This window comes from Pelosinus propionicus DSM 13327 (assembly GCF_900114615.1).
Lineage (GTDB): Bacteria > Bacillota > Negativicutes > DSM-13327 > DSM-13327 > Pelosinus > Pelosinus propionicus.
In genome coordinates, this window is record NZ_FOTS01000035.1 from 21,863 (window position 1) to 42,011 (window position 20,149).

Annotated in this window: 18 protein-coding genes; 15 read left to right on the forward strand and 3 right to left on the reverse strand. The window is 38.4% G+C overall.

The genetic code is table 11. From position 1 onward, the window contains the following. The first annotated feature begins 75 nt into the window (after positions 1-75). The 14 genes from BMZ99_RS17125 to BMZ99_RS17185 all read left to right on the forward strand — a co-directional run bounded on the left by BMZ99_RS17125 (position 76) and on the right by BMZ99_RS17185 (position 16,970). On the forward strand, positions 76-1,437 hold the full coding sequence (locus BMZ99_RS17125; RefSeq protein WP_090940033.1) for an S-layer homology domain-containing protein: 1,362 nt from the start codon (positions 76-78) through the stop codon (positions 1,435-1,437). A gap of 220 nt (positions 1,438-1,657) precedes the next feature. Beyond that, positions 1,658-3,520 (forward strand): glycosyl hydrolase 53 family protein, encoded by a 1,863-nt coding sequence (locus tag BMZ99_RS17130; protein ID WP_090940036.1) that lies wholly within the window; start codon positions 1,658-1,660, stop codon positions 3,518-3,520. 123 nt (positions 3,521-3,643) lie between these two features. Beyond that, positions 3,644-4,570, forward strand: coding sequence for a galactokinase (locus BMZ99_RS17135; RefSeq protein WP_245755027.1), 927 nt, complete (start codon positions 3,644-3,646; stop codon positions 4,568-4,570). 12 nt (positions 4,571-4,582) lie between these two features. Then, positions 4,583-4,828: a hypothetical protein gene (locus BMZ99_RS27095; RefSeq protein ID WP_245755028.1), complete on the forward strand. Its 246-nt coding sequence runs from the start codon at positions 4,583-4,585 to the stop codon at positions 4,826-4,828. Further along, positions 4,825-5,814, forward strand: a complete 990-nt coding sequence (gene galE / locus BMZ99_RS17140; protein ID WP_090940088.1) for a UDP-glucose 4-epimerase GalE — start codon at positions 4,825-4,827, stop codon at positions 5,812-5,814. Before BMZ99_RS27095 ends, galE begins: the two co-directional genes overlap by 4 nt. Positions 5,815-5,827: 13 nt before the next feature. Further along, positions 5,828-7,321 (forward strand): UDP-glucose--hexose-1-phosphate uridylyltransferase, encoded by a 1,494-nt coding sequence (galT, locus tag BMZ99_RS17145; RefSeq protein WP_139214792.1) that lies wholly within the window; start codon positions 5,828-5,830, stop codon positions 7,319-7,321. A gap of 130 nt (positions 7,322-7,451) precedes the next feature. After that, complete coding sequence (locus BMZ99_RS17150) at positions 7,452-8,333, forward strand: 3D domain-containing protein (protein ID WP_090940038.1); 882 nt, start codon at positions 7,452-7,454, stop codon at positions 8,331-8,333. 256 nt (positions 8,334-8,589) lie between these two features. Beyond that, positions 8,590-9,204: a TrkA C-terminal domain-containing protein gene (locus BMZ99_RS17155; protein ID WP_245755029.1), complete on the forward strand. Its 615-nt coding sequence runs from the start codon at positions 8,590-8,592 to the stop codon at positions 9,202-9,204. A 324-nt stretch (positions 9,205-9,528) separates the two neighbouring features. Then, complete coding sequence (locus tag BMZ99_RS17160) at positions 9,529-10,686, forward strand: ABC transporter ATP-binding protein (protein WP_090940042.1); 1,158 nt, start codon at positions 9,529-9,531, stop codon at positions 10,684-10,686. Further along, the gene (locus BMZ99_RS17165; protein WP_090940044.1) at positions 10,680-11,324 is read left to right on the forward strand and encodes an ABC transporter permease; all 645 of its coding nucleotides are present in this window, start codon (positions 10,680-10,682) and stop codon (positions 11,322-11,324) included. The genes BMZ99_RS17160 and BMZ99_RS17165 overlap by 7 nt, the downstream gene beginning before the upstream one ends. A gap of 17 nt (positions 11,325-11,341) precedes the next feature. Next, positions 11,342-12,238, forward strand: a complete 897-nt coding sequence (locus BMZ99_RS17170) for an ABC transporter substrate-binding protein (RefSeq protein ID WP_090940046.1) — start codon at positions 11,342-11,344, stop codon at positions 12,236-12,238. A 292-nt stretch (positions 12,239-12,530) separates the two neighbouring features. Beyond that, positions 12,531-15,485, forward strand: coding sequence for a bifunctional diguanylate cyclase/phosphodiesterase (locus tag BMZ99_RS17175; protein ID WP_090940048.1), 2,955 nt, complete (start codon positions 12,531-12,533; stop codon positions 15,483-15,485). Between the two features lie 76 nt (positions 15,486-15,561). Beyond that, on the forward strand, positions 15,562-16,419 hold the full coding sequence (locus tag BMZ99_RS17180) for a pyridoxamine kinase (RefSeq protein WP_090940050.1): 858 nt from the start codon (positions 15,562-15,564) through the stop codon (positions 16,417-16,419). A 26-nt stretch (positions 16,420-16,445) separates the two neighbouring features. Next, complete coding sequence (locus tag BMZ99_RS17185; protein ID WP_090940052.1) at positions 16,446-16,970, forward strand: ECF transporter S component; 525 nt, start codon at positions 16,446-16,448, stop codon at positions 16,968-16,970. A gap of 91 nt (positions 16,971-17,061) precedes the next feature. On the opposite strand, the gene BMZ99_RS17190 is transcribed toward BMZ99_RS17185, so the two are convergent. The 3 genes from BMZ99_RS17190 to BMZ99_RS17200 all read right to left on the reverse strand — a co-directional run bounded on the left by BMZ99_RS17190 (position 17,062) and on the right by BMZ99_RS17200 (position 19,732). Continuing rightward, complete coding sequence (locus tag BMZ99_RS17190; protein WP_090940054.1) at positions 17,062-18,123, reverse strand: AbrB family transcriptional regulator; 1,062 nt, start codon at positions 18,121-18,123, stop codon at positions 17,062-17,064. A 159-nt stretch (positions 18,124-18,282) separates the two neighbouring features. Continuing rightward, positions 18,283-19,050, reverse strand: coding sequence for a hypothetical protein (locus tag BMZ99_RS17195; protein ID WP_090940056.1), 768 nt, complete (start codon positions 19,048-19,050; stop codon positions 18,283-18,285). Positions 19,051-19,132: 82 nt separating this feature from the next. Continuing rightward, positions 19,133-19,732: a hypothetical protein gene (locus BMZ99_RS17200; RefSeq protein WP_090940057.1), complete on the reverse strand. Its 600-nt coding sequence runs from the start codon at positions 19,730-19,732 to the stop codon at positions 19,133-19,135. A 202-nt stretch (positions 19,733-19,934) separates the two neighbouring features. Between BMZ99_RS17200 and BMZ99_RS26415 the strand changes: the two genes are divergently transcribed. Then, complete coding sequence (locus tag BMZ99_RS26415; protein ID WP_175490596.1) at positions 19,935-20,090, forward strand: hypothetical protein; 156 nt, start codon at positions 19,935-19,937, stop codon at positions 20,088-20,090. Positions 20,091-20,149: the final 59 nt, after the last annotated feature.

Genomic DNA, 20,149 nt, shown 5'->3' on the forward strand with positions numbered 1-20,149 from the left:
TCGTGATATTGGAAACAAGGATAACAATATTACGATCCTAACAGGTGCTCAAAAAAATATTTAGGAGGAAATAAAATGAGAAAACAGTTTCTTGTCTCTGCAGCAGTCGTAGGTGTTTTAAGTTTTTCCAGTGTTGCTTTGGCGGCCCAGGCAAATCCATTTACCAGTGTACCGAAAGATCATTGGGCTTATTCGGCAGTTGAAAAGTTAGTACATGCTGGTTTAGTTGATGGTTATGGTGACACAGATTTCCGCGGTGAAAAAGCGATTAGTCGTTATGAAATGGCAGAATTAGTTGCAAAAGCGATGGCTAATGTTGACAAAGCAGATGATGTAAATAAGGCAGCACTAGATCGTTTGTCAAAAGAATATTCTGATGAGCTAAGGAATATGGGAGTTCGTCTAACAAACGTAGAAAATAGGATGTCTTCTTTTAAATGGTATGGGGACGCTCGTATGCGATATCAAACAAATTATAACAGCAATATAACTGAAAATTCAAAATACGGTAACTCCAGCCGTATTCAGGAACGAGTACGACTTGGGTTTTATGGTGAAATTGCGGAAAATATATCTGTGAATGGACGCCTTAAAATGGAAAACACAAGTCATAACAATGATGGCTGGGGGACAAAAAATGACGACAGCGGCCAACATAATAGCGCATATCTTGATTTGCTCAGTTTAGACTGGAAAAATAAAGATACAAAAGTTTCTGTTGGTCGCCAATCTGTAACGCTTGGTCAGGGGATTATTTGGAATGATAATCCAATTGATGGTATTTATGTAAGTGAAAAGCTTGGAAGAGCAACTATATCTGCAGGCTGGGGTGACTTAACGGCTGAAAACTGGAAAGACAATACTATGGATGCATTTTTAGCAAACATTAGTGTTCCCATTAGCAGTAAGACAACTTTTACTACGGCTATGTTAAAAACAAATGGTGGCGCTAATAATACGGTTAGTACGATGAGGGATAACTATGGTGATGGTACTTGGAAATCACCATTTTCGTTAGAGCAATATTCTGTAGGATTTAATAGTCAATTATCTTCAAAAGTAAATTTATTGGTGGAAGGTGTTACGAATAAAGCCGATGTTCCGGATAATGCCCAGAAAAATGGCTGGTGGAGCAGATTAACTTATGGGAATCAACAATGGAATACTGCAAATACATATAATGTTTATTTAGATTATGTACACTTGGGGAATTATGCTGTAGATTCTACTGGTTGGGGGCATATATTAAATACTGCAGGTGGTAATGGATATGGTAATGATGGTGAAAAAGGTTTGGGTATTGGAATAAGCTATATGCTTGCAGCCAATACAAATCTGGATGTTAACTACTACAAACTCAAAGCGTATGATTCGGCAGTATCTGGGTTCGATAAATATAAAGATGCATACAATGTATCGCTATGTTTTAGCTTTTAAGATTAGGGGGCTTTGCAATGATAAGCGGACAAAAAAAGAAACTTGTTGATAAACGCATTTTTATAGACAGCGGCCAGGCTAACCTATAGATACGTTTTGGACAAGTTCCTTATCAAGTATTATTCTTGAGAAATTTCGTAAATCCTCTTGCGCAAGGCAGGCGGATTTACGAAAATCACATAGTAAATGATAGGTTTGAATAAATAAATGAGGTGAAGATATGCGAAAAAATAAATTAGCTTCCTTTGTATTCTCTGCATTAATGGCGGGAACCATCCTATTTGGTGCACCGTTTGCAGAAGCTGCAATTCATGTAAATCCAATCGATGGCATACGTCCTGATTTTATCAAGGGGGCAGATATATCAATATTAAAGGAGATTGAATTAAAAGGTGGCAAATTCTATGATCAAGGCGTAGAAAAAGACTGCTTAGATATTTTACAACAACATGGTATTAACTGGGTACGTCTTAGAATTTGGAATAATCCGATTGTAAATGGCATTGAGGTAGGCGGTGGCAATACGGATGAAGTAAAAGCATTAGAAATTGCGGCACGTGCGAAAGCAAAAGGCATGAAAGTACTCATTGACTTCCACTACAGTGATTTCTGGGCTGATCCAGGTAAACAAAATAAACCGGCAGCATGGACAAATCATAATGCAAAACAACTTGAAAAAGATGTATATGACTATACTAGTAAAGTGATGAAAGATTTTACATCCAAAGGCATTGAACCAGATATGGTGCAAATCGGTAACGAACTTAACAACGGGATGTTATGGCCAGAAGGTAAAACGACAAGTCCAGAAGGTTATAAAAATCTTGCCAATATGATTCGTCAAGGATTGAAAGCGGTTCGTGATAATGATCCAGACAAAAGTGTCAAGCTGATGGTTCATCTAGCAAATGGTGGCGATAATAGTTTATATCGCAGCTTCTTTGATGCCTTAATTTTAGAAAATAAGGTAAACGATTTTGATGTGATTGGACTGTCTTACTATCCATTCTGGCATGGCAAAATGGAACAGCTCGAAAGTAATATGAACGATGTCAGTGCTCGTTATAATAAAGATGTTGCTGTCGTAGAAACAGCATTAGGCTTTACAAACGATGGCTTCGATTCTCAAAAGAACTGCTATGGGCCAAACGAAGAAGGGCTTGGCGGTTACAAAAGCAGTGTACAAGGGCAGGCAACTGGACTTAGAAATATCATAGAAGCAGTAAGCAAAGTAAATAATAAACGTGGTATTGGTGTATTTTATTGGGAGCCAGATTGGATTCCAACACCCGGAGTTGGCTGGAAACAAGGCGAGGGTAACGAATGGGAAAACCTTGCAATGTTTGATTTCAAAGGAAATGCCTTAGAATCTCTTGATGTATTCAACCTTGTGTCTGACCCTAATAATCAATTTGTACAAGCAGCAGTTAAAGAACTAGAACCGGCGGCTGTTATTGGCAATATTGGTATACCAACAGAGCTGCCAAAAGGAATTAGTGCTGTTTATACAGATGATTCAGTAAAAGAACTTCCTGTTTCTTGGGAGAACGCAGCACCAGTTTATGATGCGGTAGGTAATTATAGAGTCAGTGGGGCCGTTCTTGGCACCGATCAAAAAGCAATTGCTAAAATCAATATTATTAACAAGGTCAACCTTGTGAAAAATGGTAACTTCGAAACTGGTGATTTGAGCCAATGGACAATTAAAGGTGATGTTAGTTCCGTTAATAATGCAAATTCTGCTGGCGATGTTCGCGATAAGAGTGCAATGCACTACTGGGCTAATAAACCCTTTGCTTTTACTGCAACGCAGACGATTACCGGTGTAAAGAATGGTAAATACACGCTGTCAGTATGGACACAAGGCGGCGGTGGTGAAAAAGCGATACAACTGTTTGCTAGTGACTATGGTGGCAGCAAAATGACAGCTGCCATTATGAATGATGGCTGGAACAAGTGGCATCAATGGACGATTAAGGATATCAATGTTACGAATGGGCAAATAACAATTGGCCTTGATAATCAAGCAAATGCAGGAAACTGGGGATCTTTTGATGATATGGAACTGTATGCTCAAGATTAACCATAGTATTGTAGTATCTTTGCGTTACTAACTCATATGCCGGCTGCCACGCCGGCTTTTTCAATCGTTTGGAGGAGACATTTTTTTAGGTATATTTGTATGTGTTGGGAGTGGGAGGGGCTTATGATAAATTTTCAACGATGTGAAGCAATGTTTAAAAAAATATTTCATCAAACAAATTATAGAATTTTTTTTGCGCCAGGAAGAATTAATCTAATTGGCGAGCATACGGATTATAATGGCGGTCATGTTTTTCCTTGTGCCATTACTTTTGGAACCTATGGGATTGCCCAAAAAAATAATGACAATATCATTCGTGTGTACTCTATGAACTTTCCAGAAAAAGGAGTTTTTGAGTTTTCGTTGAAAGAATTAGAGTATACCAAAGAGCATGAGTGGGCGAATTATCCGAAAGGAGTGATTCGCTATCTGATCGAAGATGGGTATGAGATTACTGCGGGGATGAATATTTTATTTTATGGTAATATTCCCAATGGAGCAGGCCTTTCCTCTTCGGCTTCGATTGAATTAGTAACAGGTATATTAGCAGCAGGCTTATTTGATTTAGTCATTGATCGCATTGATCTAGTAAAAATAGGTAAAAAAGTTGAGAATAACTTCATCGGTGTAAATAGTGGTATTATGGATCAATTTGCAATAGGAATGGGGAAAGCCCATCATGGGATTTTACTAAATTGTCAAACCTTACAGTATTCTTATGCCCCTATTATTTTAGAAAATTACAATATTATCATTATGAATACCAATAAACGCCGTGAACTTGCTGACTCGAACTATAATGAGCGAAGAAGTCAATGTGAAGCCGCGCTGATCTTGCTGCAAAAAGAACTTCACATCCAATCTCTTGGTGAAGTGTCGGAAGGAACATTTGAGAAATATAAAAAAATGATTCCGATTGATGTTTTGATAAAACGTGCAAAACACGCAGTGTATGAAAATTTGCGCACAATTAAAGCTTTAGAAGCGTTAAAGCGGGGAGACTTGTTAGGGTTTGGCGTATTAATGAACCAATCTCACATTTCGTTGTGAGATGATTATGAAGTGACAGGCAAAGAATTAGATACATTGGTGGAAGCTGCATGGGAGCAGCCTGGTGTAATAGGGGCACGTATGACGGGTGCAGGATTTGGCGGTTGTGCGATTGCAATTGTTGAGCAACGGCATACCGATTCCTTTATTACTCTAGTTGGGAAAAAATATGAGGAAAGAATTGGCTATAGGGGAACATTCTATGTTGCAAGCATAGATGATGGAGCAAGGGAAATAAACAAGGAGGTCATAATATGAGTATTTTAGTTCTCGGTGGTGCAGGTTATATTGGCTCACATGCTGTATATCAGTTAGTCGAACAAGGGCATGAGGTAGTTGTGCTTGACAATTTGCAGACTGGTCATGAACAAGCTGTTCATTCTAAGGCAACCTTTTATAACGGAGATGTTCGTGATAAAGAGTTTTTAAGGCATGTATTTGCAAAAGAAGACATTCATACTGTAATGCATTTTGCTGCTAGTTCCACGGTAGGAGAATCCATGGAAAATCCTCTTAAATATTTTGATAACAACATGTATGGAGCACAAATTTTGTTAGAAACGATGAATGAATTTCATATTAAAAATATTGTGTTTTCTTCTACGGCAGCAACTTATGGCGAGCCCAAACAGGTACCTATTACAGAAGATATGCCGACGAATCCAACTAATCCTTATGGCGAAAGCAAGCTCGCCATGGAAAAATTAATGAAATGGTGTGATGTTGCATATGGTATTAAATATGTATCTCTCCGTTATTTTAACGTAGCAGGAGCTAGATGCGATGGAAGAATTGGTGAAGACCATGCAATTGAAACCCATTTAATACCCCTTGTGCTGCAGGTGGCATTAGGTAAAAGAGAGTATATAACAATTTTTGGTGAGGACTATCAAACAAAAGATGGGACTTGCATTCGTGATTACATTCATGTGGAAGATTTGATTGAAGCTCACATTTTAGCAATGAATTACTTACGGAATCAAGGTGAAAGTGATATCTTCAATCTTGGCAGCAGCCAGGGTTTTTCAGTTAAGGAAATTGTTGAAGCAGCAAGAGCAGTCACCAAACATCCGATTCCAATTAAAATAGGTGAAAGAAGAGCAGGCGATCCTAGTACCTTAATTGCTTCTGCAGCGAAGGCAAAAGAAATACTAGGTTGGCAGCCAAAACGTACTTTAATCCAGCAAATCATTACAGATGCTTGGAATTGGCATCAAAATCATCCAGAAGGCTATAATGATTAATAAGGAGATCAATATGAATATCTGTCAAGTAATTCAGCAATTGATTGATAACGCATTAACATTAAAATTTATTGAGCAGGAAGATGAAATATATGTAAGAAATCAGATATTATGCCTTCTGGGAATGAATGAGTTTATTATACCTGAAAAAATTAAAGAGAACGAACATACAATACCTGACTTGCTGGAAAAGTTGGTAGACTATGCATGGGAAAATGGTATCATTGAAGATTTGTTTGATGAAAAAGAAATCCTAGCAAGTCGTATCGTAAATTGTTTTATGGCGACGCCCTCCACCGTTAATAAGAGTTTCTATGAAAAATATCACAAGAATCCAGTAATGGCAACGGATTACTTCTATGGACTGAGCAAGAATAGTAATTATATTCAAACAAAGCGGATTGCCAAAAACATTAATTATCAATCTCAAACGGAGTATGGAACATTAGACATTACGATCAACTTATCAAAGCCAGAAAAAAACCCTAAAGACATTATGAAGGAAAAGGGAATAAAAAGCACAAATTACCCAAAATGTTTGCTGTGTGTGGAGAATGAAGGTTATGCAGGGCGAATCGGGCACCCTGCTCGATCTAATCATCGTTTGGTTCATTTGAATTTGGTTGGTGAACCTTGGTATCTGCAATATTCACCTTATGTTTATTATAATGAGCATTGTATTGTGCTTTCTAAAGAACATCGTGATATGAAAATTGATCGTCAGGGACTGTTGCGTTTGGTATCTTTTGTAGAGCAGTTTCCGCATTATTTTATCGGCTCTAATGCCGACTTGCCAATTGTAGGAGGATCTATTTTATCCCATGATCATTATCAAGGCGGCAGATATGAGTTTGCTATGGCAAAAGCCGCAGATGAGTATCTTTTTGCATTACAGTCCTTTCCCAATGTGAAAGGTGCAATTGTGAAGTGGCCCATGTCTGTTATTCGTTTAAGAAGTAAAAGGGCAGATGAGTTGGTAGCTGCTGCTGACCGTATTCTTGAGTCTTGGAGAAATTATGATGATCCAAGTGCAGATATTTATGCCTATACAGGAAAAACGCCACACAATACGATTACTCCCATAGCTAGAAAGCGGCATGATGTACTGGAATTGGATCTTGTATTACGCAATAATCGTACCAGTGATGAACATGTCTTAGGAATCTTTCATCCTCACAGCGATGTGCAGCATATAAAGAAAGAGAATATTGGTTTGATTGAAGTGATGGGATTGGCAGTCTTGCCTGCTAGACTGATCCCTGAACTTAAGGAAGTAGAAAAATATATACTCGGTAACCAACATGAAATTGCAGAGTATCATAGATCCTGGGCAGAACAGCTGCGTGAAAAGTATCAAAAACAAGCCAATAACGAAAATATTGGAGATATTCTTAGAAAGGAAGTAACGGCTAAATTTATGCGGGTTTTAGAAGATGCTGGCGTCTTCAAACGCAATGAGCAGGGAATAGCTGCCTTTAAAAGATTTATAAAAACAAGTAAATTGTAAATGAAAAAATGCAGATACTCCAAGAAGCATAGAATGGAGTATTTGCATTTTTCCCTGGAAATGGTAAGGATGGCCTAAAAAAAACAGTGAATACTATGGATAATAACCTTGTAAAAAGGAGACAATCCATATGAAACATATAGCACATAAACGCATTTCACATTTTAAAAGAAAATATAAGCATATTGCAGCAGCATTTGCAGGAGCAATTCTTATCTCATCGGCATTATTGCCTGGTATACCTGTTTCTGCTGCACATGCTGCAATGAAGTCTAATGTTGGAAGCAGCGCCCGAGGAGATGCCAGTGCAGAAAAAATGGAACATGAAAACGGCATCAAGAGCTTGGAAGGGAAGAAAGGCAAACGAAGCAGCAGTAAGATCAAAAATACCATTAGAGAAAATCTTAGAACGAATAAAACTCAGCTCAAAACTTTTCAGTCTTCAGTTCCCCAAAATCGAGCGGAGACTTCTGTTCAACCTAGTGCTGAAAAAGCGTCCCCAATAGCCACAGAGAAAAATACCTTAATAAAACCAGATTTAGCAAGTAAGCCAACATCCAAGGAGGCAGCGCCGACAATTTCAACTAAAACTAAGGAAAAGTCAGTGATAGCAAAAAAAGATTCGCAAAAGGTGCAAGATAAATCTGATTCCCCAAAAAGCACAGAAAAAGAACAAGCGTCAGGTGCCCCTAGTAAATATGAAAAAGTCTTAGATATTAAAGCGACTGCCTATTCTCCTGGTCCTTTAGATAACGACCAATGGGGTGATAAAACTTATTTGGGAACGACCATTCGTCCAGGCGTTGTTGCTGTAGATCCAAAGGTGATTCCTTTAGGTTCACGCTTATATGTTGAATACCCCGATGGACATGGCGAATATGCGGTAGCGGAAGATACTGGCGGTGCTATTAAAGGAAATCGAATTGATATTGCCATAATGAATCGAGACAAAGCCACTGAATTTGGCATAAAGCCGGTAAAAGTATATGTGGTAAACTCCCCAAAAGAATGAACAAGAATGCAGAGTAATCTGACTTTCCAAAAAGAGAGTCAGGTTATTTTTTTCACAGAAATAGATGAAAGATAGAATATGTTATAATAAAGGTAGGAGTGGAAGACCGAATGGAACTGTTTCCAACATGAACCATCAAGAAAGAAACAAAAATCTTGATTTCATGATTAGAATAGTATATGATTACAAATTGTTGAGATGTGTAACTTATTAGCACAAAGGGACTTATATGTAAAAGCAGAGGCGAAAAATGAGAATGAAAAGTAATGTACCCGTATATGAGTCCATTGCGATGGATGTAGCGGAGCGGATTGTTAATGGTGAATTTGCTGTTGGTGATAAGATATCGGGACGTACATTGCTGGCTAGTCAGTATAATGTCTCTCCTGAAACCATTCGCAAGGCCATGGGATTATTAGGGCAAGCAAATGTTGTTGCTGTATCGCAAGGAAAAGAAATTTTAGTACAGTCCCAAGAACAGGCGGAGGAATTTTTAAGACATCATCTATCCATGCATTCAGCTTATTCTTTAAAGCAAGAGCTGGAATTTTTAATGGAAAAGAAAAACGAAATCAACAACCGTTTTGATGAAATTATCGTTCAAATTACGCGTTATACGGATCGGCTGAGAAATTTACAGCCCTTTAACCCAGTTGAGGTGTATGTTTCTGAAAATGCCAGTGCAGTAGGGCGTTCTGTTGCTCAACTTGGACTGTGGCAGCGTACAGGTGCCACACTGATTGCAATCAGAAGAGGAATGGAAGTCATCATATCTCCAGGGTCAGGCGCGCTTTTACAAGCCGGAGATCGTCTAATTGTGGTTGGATCTGGTGATATCCTAGAAAAAGTAAATACGGTATTGCAAGAATAAATTAAAAAATCCCTTGTTAAGCAGACTGAATATCTGTTGCTTAACAAGGGATTTTTTATTCTATTAAGATAAATCATTTCGCAGAACTAACAACTCTATAAAATGTTAAGAATTGCTAGTGTATTGCAGAACTAACAATTTTATGATATAGTTTAAGTTGTCAGTTGAGAAATGCTATGAGAATCTCTTATAGTTTGAAGATCTTGTAACTAGTGTCTTGTCAGCAATAAAAAGGATAATGGCGAGGAATAGACCGTCATTATTCACTGATTTAGGGTCTGATAAGGTACTAGAGCACAAGATAATAGGAAAGAGGGGGATTTTATGATACGTTTCGAAAATATAGTTAAGACCTATGAGAATGGGAGAACAGTAGTAAATGGTCTGAATCTACATATCAAGGAAGGAGAAATACTAGTATTGATCGGTCCAAGTGGCTGCGGGAAAACAACAACGATGAAAATGATTAATCGTTTAGTGGAGCCAACAAAGGGAAAGATCTTTATAAAAGGTGACGATATTAGTAATTTAGATCCTGTACAGCTGCGAAGAAATATTGGCTATGTAATACAAAATATTGGCTTACTGCCTCATATGACAATCGCTGAAAATGTAGCTCTGGTTCCAAAATTGAAGAAATGGGATAAGGATACCTATGTAGCGCGTGTTAATGAATTGCTTCGTATGGTCAATCTTGACCCTGAAGTGTACGGAAGTCGTTATCCTAATGAATTAAGTGGTGGTCAGCAGCAGCGAATTGGAGTCATTCGTGCAATGGCTGCTGATCCTCCAATCATTTTAATGGATGAACCATTTAGCGCCTTAGACCCAATTAGTCGTGAGCAGCTGCAGGATGAGCTGGTTCGGCTGCAAGAAGCAATTTCCAAGACAATTATCTTTGTTACTCATGATATTGATGAAGCAATTAAGATTGCCAATCGTATTTGTATTGTTAAAGATGGAAATATTGTACAAGTGGACACCCCAGAAAAGATATTACGTCATCCTGGGAATGAATTTGTCAAAGAGTTTATTGGTGCAAATCGGCTGCAAAAAACAGAGATATTGCCATCTATTCAGAATATCATGGTAAAACCTGCTGCTGCTCGTCCTAGCAAGGGACTTGCCGAAGCTATCGTGCAGATGAAAAAGCAGAAAGTCGATACGTTGCTTATTGTAGATTATAAGCAAAAATTACTTGGAAAAGTGAGTGTATGGGATATACATAATAACTTTCAGAAGGAAGAAATTCTGCTGAAAGATGTACAGAATCCTATTATTCATAAGATACATGTAAATCAGTCTTTAGCAGAAGCATTACAAATCATTAGTAAACATCATATTGCCTATCTTCCTGTCGTTAGTGAGGAGAATGAATTGGTTGGAGTTATTACTCGGTCAAGCTTAGTAGATGTTATGGCTGAGCGGTTCCAAGAAGCTGAGAGTAGCCCAGTAATTGAGAAAGGGGCGATTCTATGTTAATGGATGTACTCAATATTTTTCAAACTCGATATGACGATATTTTGTTAGCTTCTTGGGAACATTTGCAACTAACATTTGTTGCGTTATTTATTGCCAATCTGATTGCCATTCCATTAGGCATTTTGCTGACACGTCATAAAAAATGGGCAGAACCGATTATTGGTGTGGCAGCAGTCTTTCAAACCATTCCTAGTTTGGCGCTGCTCGGTTTTATGATCCCCTTTCTTGGGATTGGTACATTGCCTGCTATTATCGCATTGACTATATATGGGTTGTTGCCGATTCTTCGCAATACCTATACAGGTATTGTCGGGGTAACACCTGCAGCTGTGGAGGCCGGTATGGGTATGGGGATGACATCATTGCAAGTACTGTTTATGGTGGAACTGCCGATGGCTCTGTCTGTTATCATGGCAGGAATACGGACGGCAACGGTATTGATTATTGGTGTAGCTACATTAGCAGCACTGATTGGCGCTGGAGGACTGGGAGATTTAATATTTCGCGGCATTGCCATGGCAAATTCCCCGTTGATCTTAGCTGGAGCACTACCAGCTGCTTTTTTAGCAATTGTTTTTGATTTTGCACTAAAGCATTTGGAATATAAAACACAGCCAAAAGGATTAAAAAGATTATAAAACAAGGAGATGATAGAATGAGAAAGATTGCTGTTTTGTTACTTAGTGTTTTTATGGTCATGGTGTTTACTGGCTGCTCGTTGCTAACGGGAAAAGAGAGCAATAAAGTTGTAATTGGCGGAAAGAACTTTACAGAACAAGATATTTTAGTCTATATGATGAAATATGTAATTGAAGATCAAACCAAAGTGAAAGTTGAAACAAAAGCTTTTCTTGGAGGAACAAGCGTTGTAGCACAAGCCATTGAGCGTGGAGATATTGACATCTATGCTGAGTATACGGGAACAGCGCTCATAAACCTTCTTGGGGAACCCGCAATGAATGATCCACAGGCTGCCTATGATAAAGTACAAAAGATGTACAAGGAGAAGAAGCAGATTGTTTGGCTTGACCCTTTCGGATTCAACAATACCTATACCTTATCCATGCGCAGTGATGAAGCGGAACGTTTAGGGATACAGAGTATTTCTGATCTGGCATCTAAGGCAGAGGGACTTATGCTTGGATGTACTTCTGAGTTTCTGGAACGAGCCGATGGTCAAAAAGGTTTGGAAGAGAAATATGGATTTAAATTTGGTGCTTCCAGCGGTATGGATCCTGGTTTAACATATGCAGCAGTACGTGACAAGAAAGTTGATGTAATTGATGCATTTGCAACAGATGGGCGAATTGCAGCATTTAATTTAAAAGTCTTAAAAGATGATAAAAACTTTTTCCCTCCTTACTATGCAGCACCCATTATACGAGCCGATGTGTTGCAAAAGCATCCTGAAATTGCAGATGCTCTGAAACTGCTGGCAGGAAAATTAGATGATAAAGAAATGGCTAAGCTAAATGCAAAGGTAGACTTGGAAAAACAAGACCCTAAGACAGTGGCCAAAGAATGGCTGCAATCTAAAGGAATAATCAAATAAGCAATAAAAGGAGACTTGACGACAGTCAAGTCTCCTTTTATTGTGGAAGTCCTTTGTCATTATGCAGCTTTGTAGCTAGATTTGTTGTATTGTCTCTAAAGGAGGCGAAAGACCTTTTAATAGAATCCATGATTTTTATTGGCATTATATTTCATTTATAGAGTCACTAGCAAAGGAAAATAAGTAGTGTGGATAGAAGTTATGGAAAGCGATAGGAATATAATAAGAAGTATAGGTCTTTATTACTGATGCAGCTTTTTACGCCATATTGTAGATGACTGGAGAGATGATCATGTTCCGTACAGTCCGAGAAAAATTAATTATTAGCTTTCTGTTGGTAGCGATGGTTCCTTTATTCCTTCTGGGATTTAGCACGTACATACAAATGTCCAATTCATTAAAAGATGAAATGATACTTGCCTCGAGTAATCAAATGACTCAATTGGATTACTTGATTTCCAATATGTTAAAAAGCATAGAAGAAGATACGCAAATGCTGTCCACTCATCCTGCTGTTAGCGAAGGAGTAAGTGCAGCATTGATTTACATTGATGCAAAAGTAGATGTACCGATTTCCTATCAAGAACCAGGAGATTCGATTGACCACCGTATTTTTACAGAATTCTCTAGATATGCAAAGGCTCATCAGGATGTAGCTTATGTATACATGGGAACGGAAGCAGGTGGGTATATTCAATGGCCAGCTACAAAGGTTCGGAAGGCGGGATATGATCCGCGAAAACGCTCCTGGTACCAGCAGTCCATTAAGAACCCGGATCGAATTATGATTTCAGAGCCATATCAATCCTATCTTGGTGATAATTTTATTGTCAGTACGACCAATCCGATTAGAGATAAATATGGCAAGATGATTGGTGTAATGGGGATCGATCTTAGCTTGGATCATTTTTCGCAGATGATTGAGGAGAATAATCAAAGCAATTCAGGCTATCAATTTATGTTTACCAAAGATGGGACTATATTAGCTCATCCTGACAAAAATCTTCACTTTCAGAATATCTCTGTTTTAGCAATGGAAGAAGGGAAAAGCCTGCAAGAAAATAGCGGTAAGATGGGGTTTAGTGATTTTTATAGATTATTGCATGAGCCAGAGGGTTTTCTGGAAACGACGATTAATGGAACAAAAGTGTATATCAATTTTCAGACCTCTTTAGTTACAGGCTGGAAAATAGCTACTGTAATAGACGAATCGGTACTCATTGCTAAATATCGGCATGTCGCACTTGTCACGGGTGTATTTGTTTTGCTTTTGCTGCTTTGTACTTTTGGAGGAACTTTCTTCATAACATTATATATGACCCAGCCTTTAGAGAAGGTGGTTCATCATTTGGAAAGAATAACGAATGGAGATTTTACGCTGCGCATTTCAGAAGCGCTGCTAAAGCAAAAAGATGAAATTGGGAAAGTAGCTCGAGCAATCGATAGTATGCAACAAGGGCGTTATCAAGCAGAAATGCAACTAACAAGCAGTAACGAAGAATTAACAAGTTTATATGAACAGCTTGCCAGTACTGAGGAAGAACTTCGTGCTCAATTTGATGAGCTATGGGATAAACAGAATCGAATTGAAATAAGCGAAGAGCGCTATCGGTTAGCAACAGAAGGGGCTAATGATGCGATATGGGACTGGAATATTCAAAGTGGAGAGATGGTTATATCGAAGAGGTGGCTGAAAAAATTAGGATGGTCTGAACAAGAAGAGGAGGACTTCTTAGCATCCTGGTGGAAAAGCATTCATCCAGAAGACCAACTGCAAACCCGTGAAAGTCTAAAGGCACATTTGAAAGGCAATACAGAGGACTACTTATGGGAGTATCGTGTAAAAGGGCAGGCTGGTAAATACCTATGGATATTAACTAGGGGAAAGGCTTTGTTTAATGAGCAGGGTGTTGCAATACGTATGGCAGGGTCTTATACAGACATCACGGAGAATAAGATGCGTGAATTGCAAATTCAGCATATGGCGTATTATGATTCCTTGACCAATCTGCCTAACAGGGCATCGATCGCTGAGCATTTATCGGCAGAGCTAGAAAAGAAAGACGCAAAAGGTGCTATTTTATTTATTGACTTAGATAATTTTAAACTTGTAAATGATTCTTTTGGCTATGAGAATGGGGATCGCTTACTTGTACAAGTGGCATCAAGGCTGCAGCAAATTGCCAAAAAATATTTTGTTGCTCGCTTGGGTGGCGATGAATTTATTATGATGGTAAAAGGCATTGTAGATGTTGCTACCATTGAAAATTTAGCCCAGCATATTACTTTGGCAATTGATCAGCCCTTTGGGGGAGATAAAAATTACTTTATGGTCACTTCGAGTATTGGCATTGCAATATATCCGAAAGATGGCAATAAACCGGATCAGATTATGCGGAGTGCAGATTTGGCTCTTCATCAAGCAAAAAGAGACGGAAAACGCTGTTATGTATGGTTCCAAGAAAAACTTGAGCATGAGATGTTAGAAAAACTGCGCATTGAGCAGGGGATACGGGATGCCCTTGAAAAGGAAGAATTTGTACTTTATTATCAGCCCATCATAGATTTGCATAACGGTCAAACTGTTAGTTTGGAGGCGTTAATTCGGTGGAATAGACCAGAGCATGGGCTTGTTTCTCCAGAAATCTTTATGTCAGTTGCAGAAGAAAGCGGATTGATTATTCGTATGGGGAAATGGGTTCTAAAGACAGCCTGTTTATTTGGTAAAGAATTGCGAGATCATGGGCGAGATATTTCTATTGCAGTAAATGTGTCTGTAAAAGAACTTTTACAGACTGACTTTGTAGATCAGGTCGCAGAGGTTTTAGATGAAACAGGATTTCCAAGTTCTTATCTGGAATTGGAAATTGTTGAAACCTTGCTGATTGAAAAATTTGAAGCAGCACTTCCTAAACTTCATCATTTGCGAGCAATGGGAGTACAAATTTCTCTTGATGATTTCGGAACTGGATATAGTTCACTCAGTTATCTCAAAGAACTGCCAATTGACACAGTCAAAATTGATCGAACTTTCGTGATTGATGCTATGAAAAAAAGTGCTCACGCAGCAATTATTGAAACCATTATTGAACTGTCTCATAGATTGCAATTAAAAGTAGTAGCAGAAGGCGTAGAAACAGAAGGACAGCGTTTTTTCCTGCGGAAGAAGAAGTGTGATAAAATCCAGGGCTATCTAATTAGTAAGCCAATGGAAAGGGAGGAAATCTGGCGGTACCTTCAAAATTGACGGGCAGCTTTCTTTTGCGATATACTAAATTTTGATGTAGTAAAGAATACAGGGATTGTGCTAGAAGGAGAAAATAATGAGAAATTATGTGCCCAAAGTGGCGGCTGTTCATGATATTTCCTGCTTTGGACGCTGCTCATTAACAGTTATTAGTCCAGTATTATCAGCAATGGGAATTCAAGTTTGCCCTCTTCCAACAGCTGTATTAAGTACACACTTAGGTGGTTTCAAAGAATTAGCATTTTGCGATTTTACAAGTCATATGCCTAATTTTTTTCATCATTGGAAGAAAGAAGGGATTAACTTTCATTGTATTTACAGTGGTTTTTTGGCTTCAGAAGAGCAAATTGATATAGTACAGCATTTTATTGATGAATTTTCTTCCAACCATCCGTTAGTGGTTGTAGATCCAGTTATGGGAGATGATGGGAAGTTATATTCTATCTATACGCCTCGTATGCAGGAACGAATGAGAGATTTAGTTCGAAAAGCAGATATTGTTACACCCAATTATACCGAGGCATGTTTTTTGCTGGGAGAAAGTTATCAGGATAAAATTGATGATACTAAGAAAATGAAAAACTGGCTTTTGGATCTAGCTGATTTTGGTCCATCTAAGGTAGTCATAACAGGAATTCCTTATGTGAATAATAAAATTCTTACATTGGGATATGACAGAAGTCAAGATACTTTCTGTGAAGTGTATAGTGACTATATTCCAGCCAAATATCCTGGAACAGGAGATATTTTTGCAAGTGTGTTAGTAGGGGCTTTGTTGCAGCAGGACTGTCTATCGGCAGCCATGGAACAAGCTGCTGAATTTGTCAGGCTTTCTATTCAAACCACCTTTGCCGCTCAGACTCCTCCCAGAGAAGGCGTATTGGTAGAAAAGGTATTGCCTTGGCTTTGCCGAGAAACTCAGCCAAAAGACTAAAAAGGAAATATAGGGAGGTTCAGTTTATGAATTGCAAGCGTAAATTAGATGTAAGAGACATCGTATTTATTGGTGTACTCTCTTCTATGTGTACGATTGCCACAACCATAAAAATACCTTTTGGTGTTGGGGCAATGGTGCATTTAGGATCGGCATTTTTATATACAATGGGGATTATTTTTGGCGGTGTGTATGCAGGATTGGCTGGGGCGATTGGATCAGGCTTTTATGATCTTTTAATGGGCTTTTCTCCTTATACATTATGGTCTTTTCTCATTAAAGGAATTGCGGGTTTAATCGTAGGTAGGGTTGCTAAAGGGCTATGGCCAGAGTCGACAGCAAATACTAGTAAGTTATTTGTACGCGCCTTTTTTGCCTGTATTTTGGCTGCTGTTTGGACTTTAGGCGGATATATTCTGGCCTGGTGGTATGTTACAGGTAGTCTTGCCACTGCGTTAGGTAATATACCAAGTTCTTTAATGACGTCGGGGGTAGGACTGAGTATAGCGCTTCTTTTAGGACCTAAGTTACGCAAGTTATTAAGACGCTAGATGATAATTATGATAGTAATAAAACAGCAAGAATTAGCCTGAACGATGATAATCTTAGGCAATTCTTGCTGTTTTATTACTATCATTGATATTAGAGAGTAGGCTGCAAGGCTTTAGGAACTGACTTTTTTCCTAACCACCACCGTAGTAAGGGGATTCCAATAAGCAGCATGGATAACAAGCGGAATAATTGATAAGCAACAACGAGTGAAACATCGGCATGAACGGTCATGGCAGTGAGTCCCATCTCTGTGATACCACCGGGAGCAGTACTGATAAAAGCGGTTAAAAAAGGAATTCCATAAAGCTTCACTAGTATATAATCAATTCCTAATGAACCTGCAATGACAAAAATGACTCCTCCTAAACTATATGAAACAATGGATTTCCAATTCGTTAATCCCTCAAAAGTGATATCGGCTCCCATGCGTATTCCAATAAGTATCTGTGCGAATGCTGTGATATATTGAGGTAAATGAGGAGCACTATGACCCTGGATGATAAGAGCGATGGTTCCAATTACAGGTCCCATCAGATAAGGAGTGGGAATCTTGATGACCCTAGCTAAAAAGGCTGAAACAATACACACGATTCCAAAGGGCAAAAATTGTTCAACTTGCAAAGAGGCAGTGGAGGTAAAAAGCGGCAAAGGGGTAGAATTATTTGAAAGACCGTAAATTGCCAGCATTGGTACAACGAAGACAACAGTTAGTACTCTGGTTATTTGCATAAGAGTAACGACGGCAACATCGGCACCATCAATTTCTTCACAAATGACAGCCATTTGTGAAAGTCCACCTGGTATGCTGCCAACCAGACCATTTACGATCCCTACGCCTGTAAAGCGGCAAGTAAACCATCCTGCCAAGAGACTCATTGTCATAGTAATGAAGGTGGCTAACAGCATACCGGGGAGCTGATCTAAAATTTGCTGGCCTACCTGAAGGGTAAAGGGGCTGCCCATCGCATAGCCAAGAACAATCAGACCTGCATTGCGTATTGATTTTGGCCAATGGATTGGTTTCTTTCTAATTGTCTTCCAAAGCAAGGTAGTCACCAATGGGCCGAGAGTCCAAGGAAGAGGGATATGAGCACTAAAAAAGATGATTCCTCCTATACAAGATAAGAAGAAGATTACAATATTATTTTTCATGTTTCGCCATTCCAATCAATTTCATTATAGGATCTCTAATCATACTTACCGCAAAGTAATATAAATATAAAATACCATGAGATAGTTGCGTGGTCAACTATCTCATGGTATTTTATATGTTTTTTTTGAGTAAGAGGAGTAATATTGGTTGCTGGAGTATTAAATCGATTGCCAGAGGGTAGCCAGATTTTCGGTATTATATTTTTTCAGGGATTTTTCCTTCAGAGCGGCAAAAGTATCTGCACTATATTGAATAGGTTGATTAGATAAAGATCCTGATTCTGTTAATTTCCAACCACTTGACGTTTGTGATAGCGTAAAGGTCATAGCGGCTAAATCGGTATTGCCATGAAGAGTCATTCCGTTTACAAGTTCACGTGTATAATAACAAGAACCAGTAATAGAAGTAGAATCTGCATCTGAAATAGCAACATATAAAAGGGTAAAATGATCATATTTTGCGATCCAGCTATCAAATTGTTCTTTAGTAAGCTGTCTAGATACAATATCTACTTCCTGCAGTTTTTCTAAATCCTTTGTATTAAATGCATCCAATCGTTTTAATAATAAATGGATGGCTTTACGCTCTTCAGGAGCAATGGACGAAGTAATTTGAGCTACATTAGAGACTTCTATAATCTTTCCCCATTGAAAGGTACTCATGGTATTTGCCTTTAGCTTTGTGTCAAATTGAATGGTGAGCCCGTCTTTTTTAAATTTGCGTGGTAAATTGATCGGCTGGTATTTTACGCCATCATCTCCGATTATTCCGTAAAAACCTTGAATACTAGGGGCTGTTACTTGGCCAGTCATATGAAAGGTGGTATTGGTTTGAGAAATATCTGCCGCTGCTAAGGCAATATGAGAAAATACAGTAAGCATCAGAATTGAAAATAAACATATACATCTTTTCGTAATTGTATTCATAAAGCACTCCTATGATTTTAAGTTTATTGATCATTGCAGCGTGCTGCCTCAATTTGTCATTGCGAGCACAGCCAAGCAATCGTTAATTCACCCTCTGTATGAGAGCGTCGTCGGGGACCCTTTTATAAGGTAATTTTCCAATCAGTTCATCCATTGCTTTTTCCACGGAGTTGTAAAGGTTTGTGTCGACTCTCATTGGCTCTAAGCCTGAGTTAGAAGATTTTAAAGCCAAATATGTATCATCTTTGGCAGAATAAGCATAACATTTTATCAAAACTCTGGTATCTAAATAGGTATCATCGTCATCAGAATAAGGACCCCAGAAGGGAGGGGTTACAGTCGTTGATTGAGCGTGGACAAGTTCAACTCCAATCACGATATCCGCAGAAAGATCTTTCGCCAGTTTTTTCATAGCTGCTTTATCTTTTAGTGGTTTTAGCGCATCTTGTTGTATTGCTGCTGCAGATTCGGCAGGAATGATTTCATAAAAGGGAAATTTAAATTTATTTGTAACTTTTGATTGTAGCAATTCTACGATTTCTTTATCTTGGCAGTTCGCAGTATTGGCTAAAGGCAGCAGAGCAACATGATATGTGTTATAAGCAAGAGCTGAGAAGGGATTAAAAATAAGAGTAACCTGCAGAAAAGTGATGAGAAGCAACACCTTCTTAAAACGAGTCATAATCTCGCCTCCTATGATTTGTTTCCTAAATATAGAATAGCATAAAGTTCCAGCATAAAGAAGGTTAAATTCACATAGTGTACTCAGCCTCATCGAAGTCTTCCTTAAGCTTGTTATATTTTATCTGGCAGCTGAAAACATAATAGGATTGCAGTGCATATAATACATAACTAGGGGCAGTGAAAAAGAGGGAGGAATAGGGATGGAGTGGGTCAGTTTAGTAATGGATCATTCTGGTATTACTATTATTTTTTTATTAGTATGTCTGCTCTGTTTTAATTTTGGCAGCTTTATCTTTTTATTATTGATTTTAGCAGCACTTTATTTTGGAGGATCATGGTTGTTAGGATGTATATAAGAGATGTGATATTATGATACAGGAAAAGAATATTCATACTGCCCATTGCTCCAGTAAAA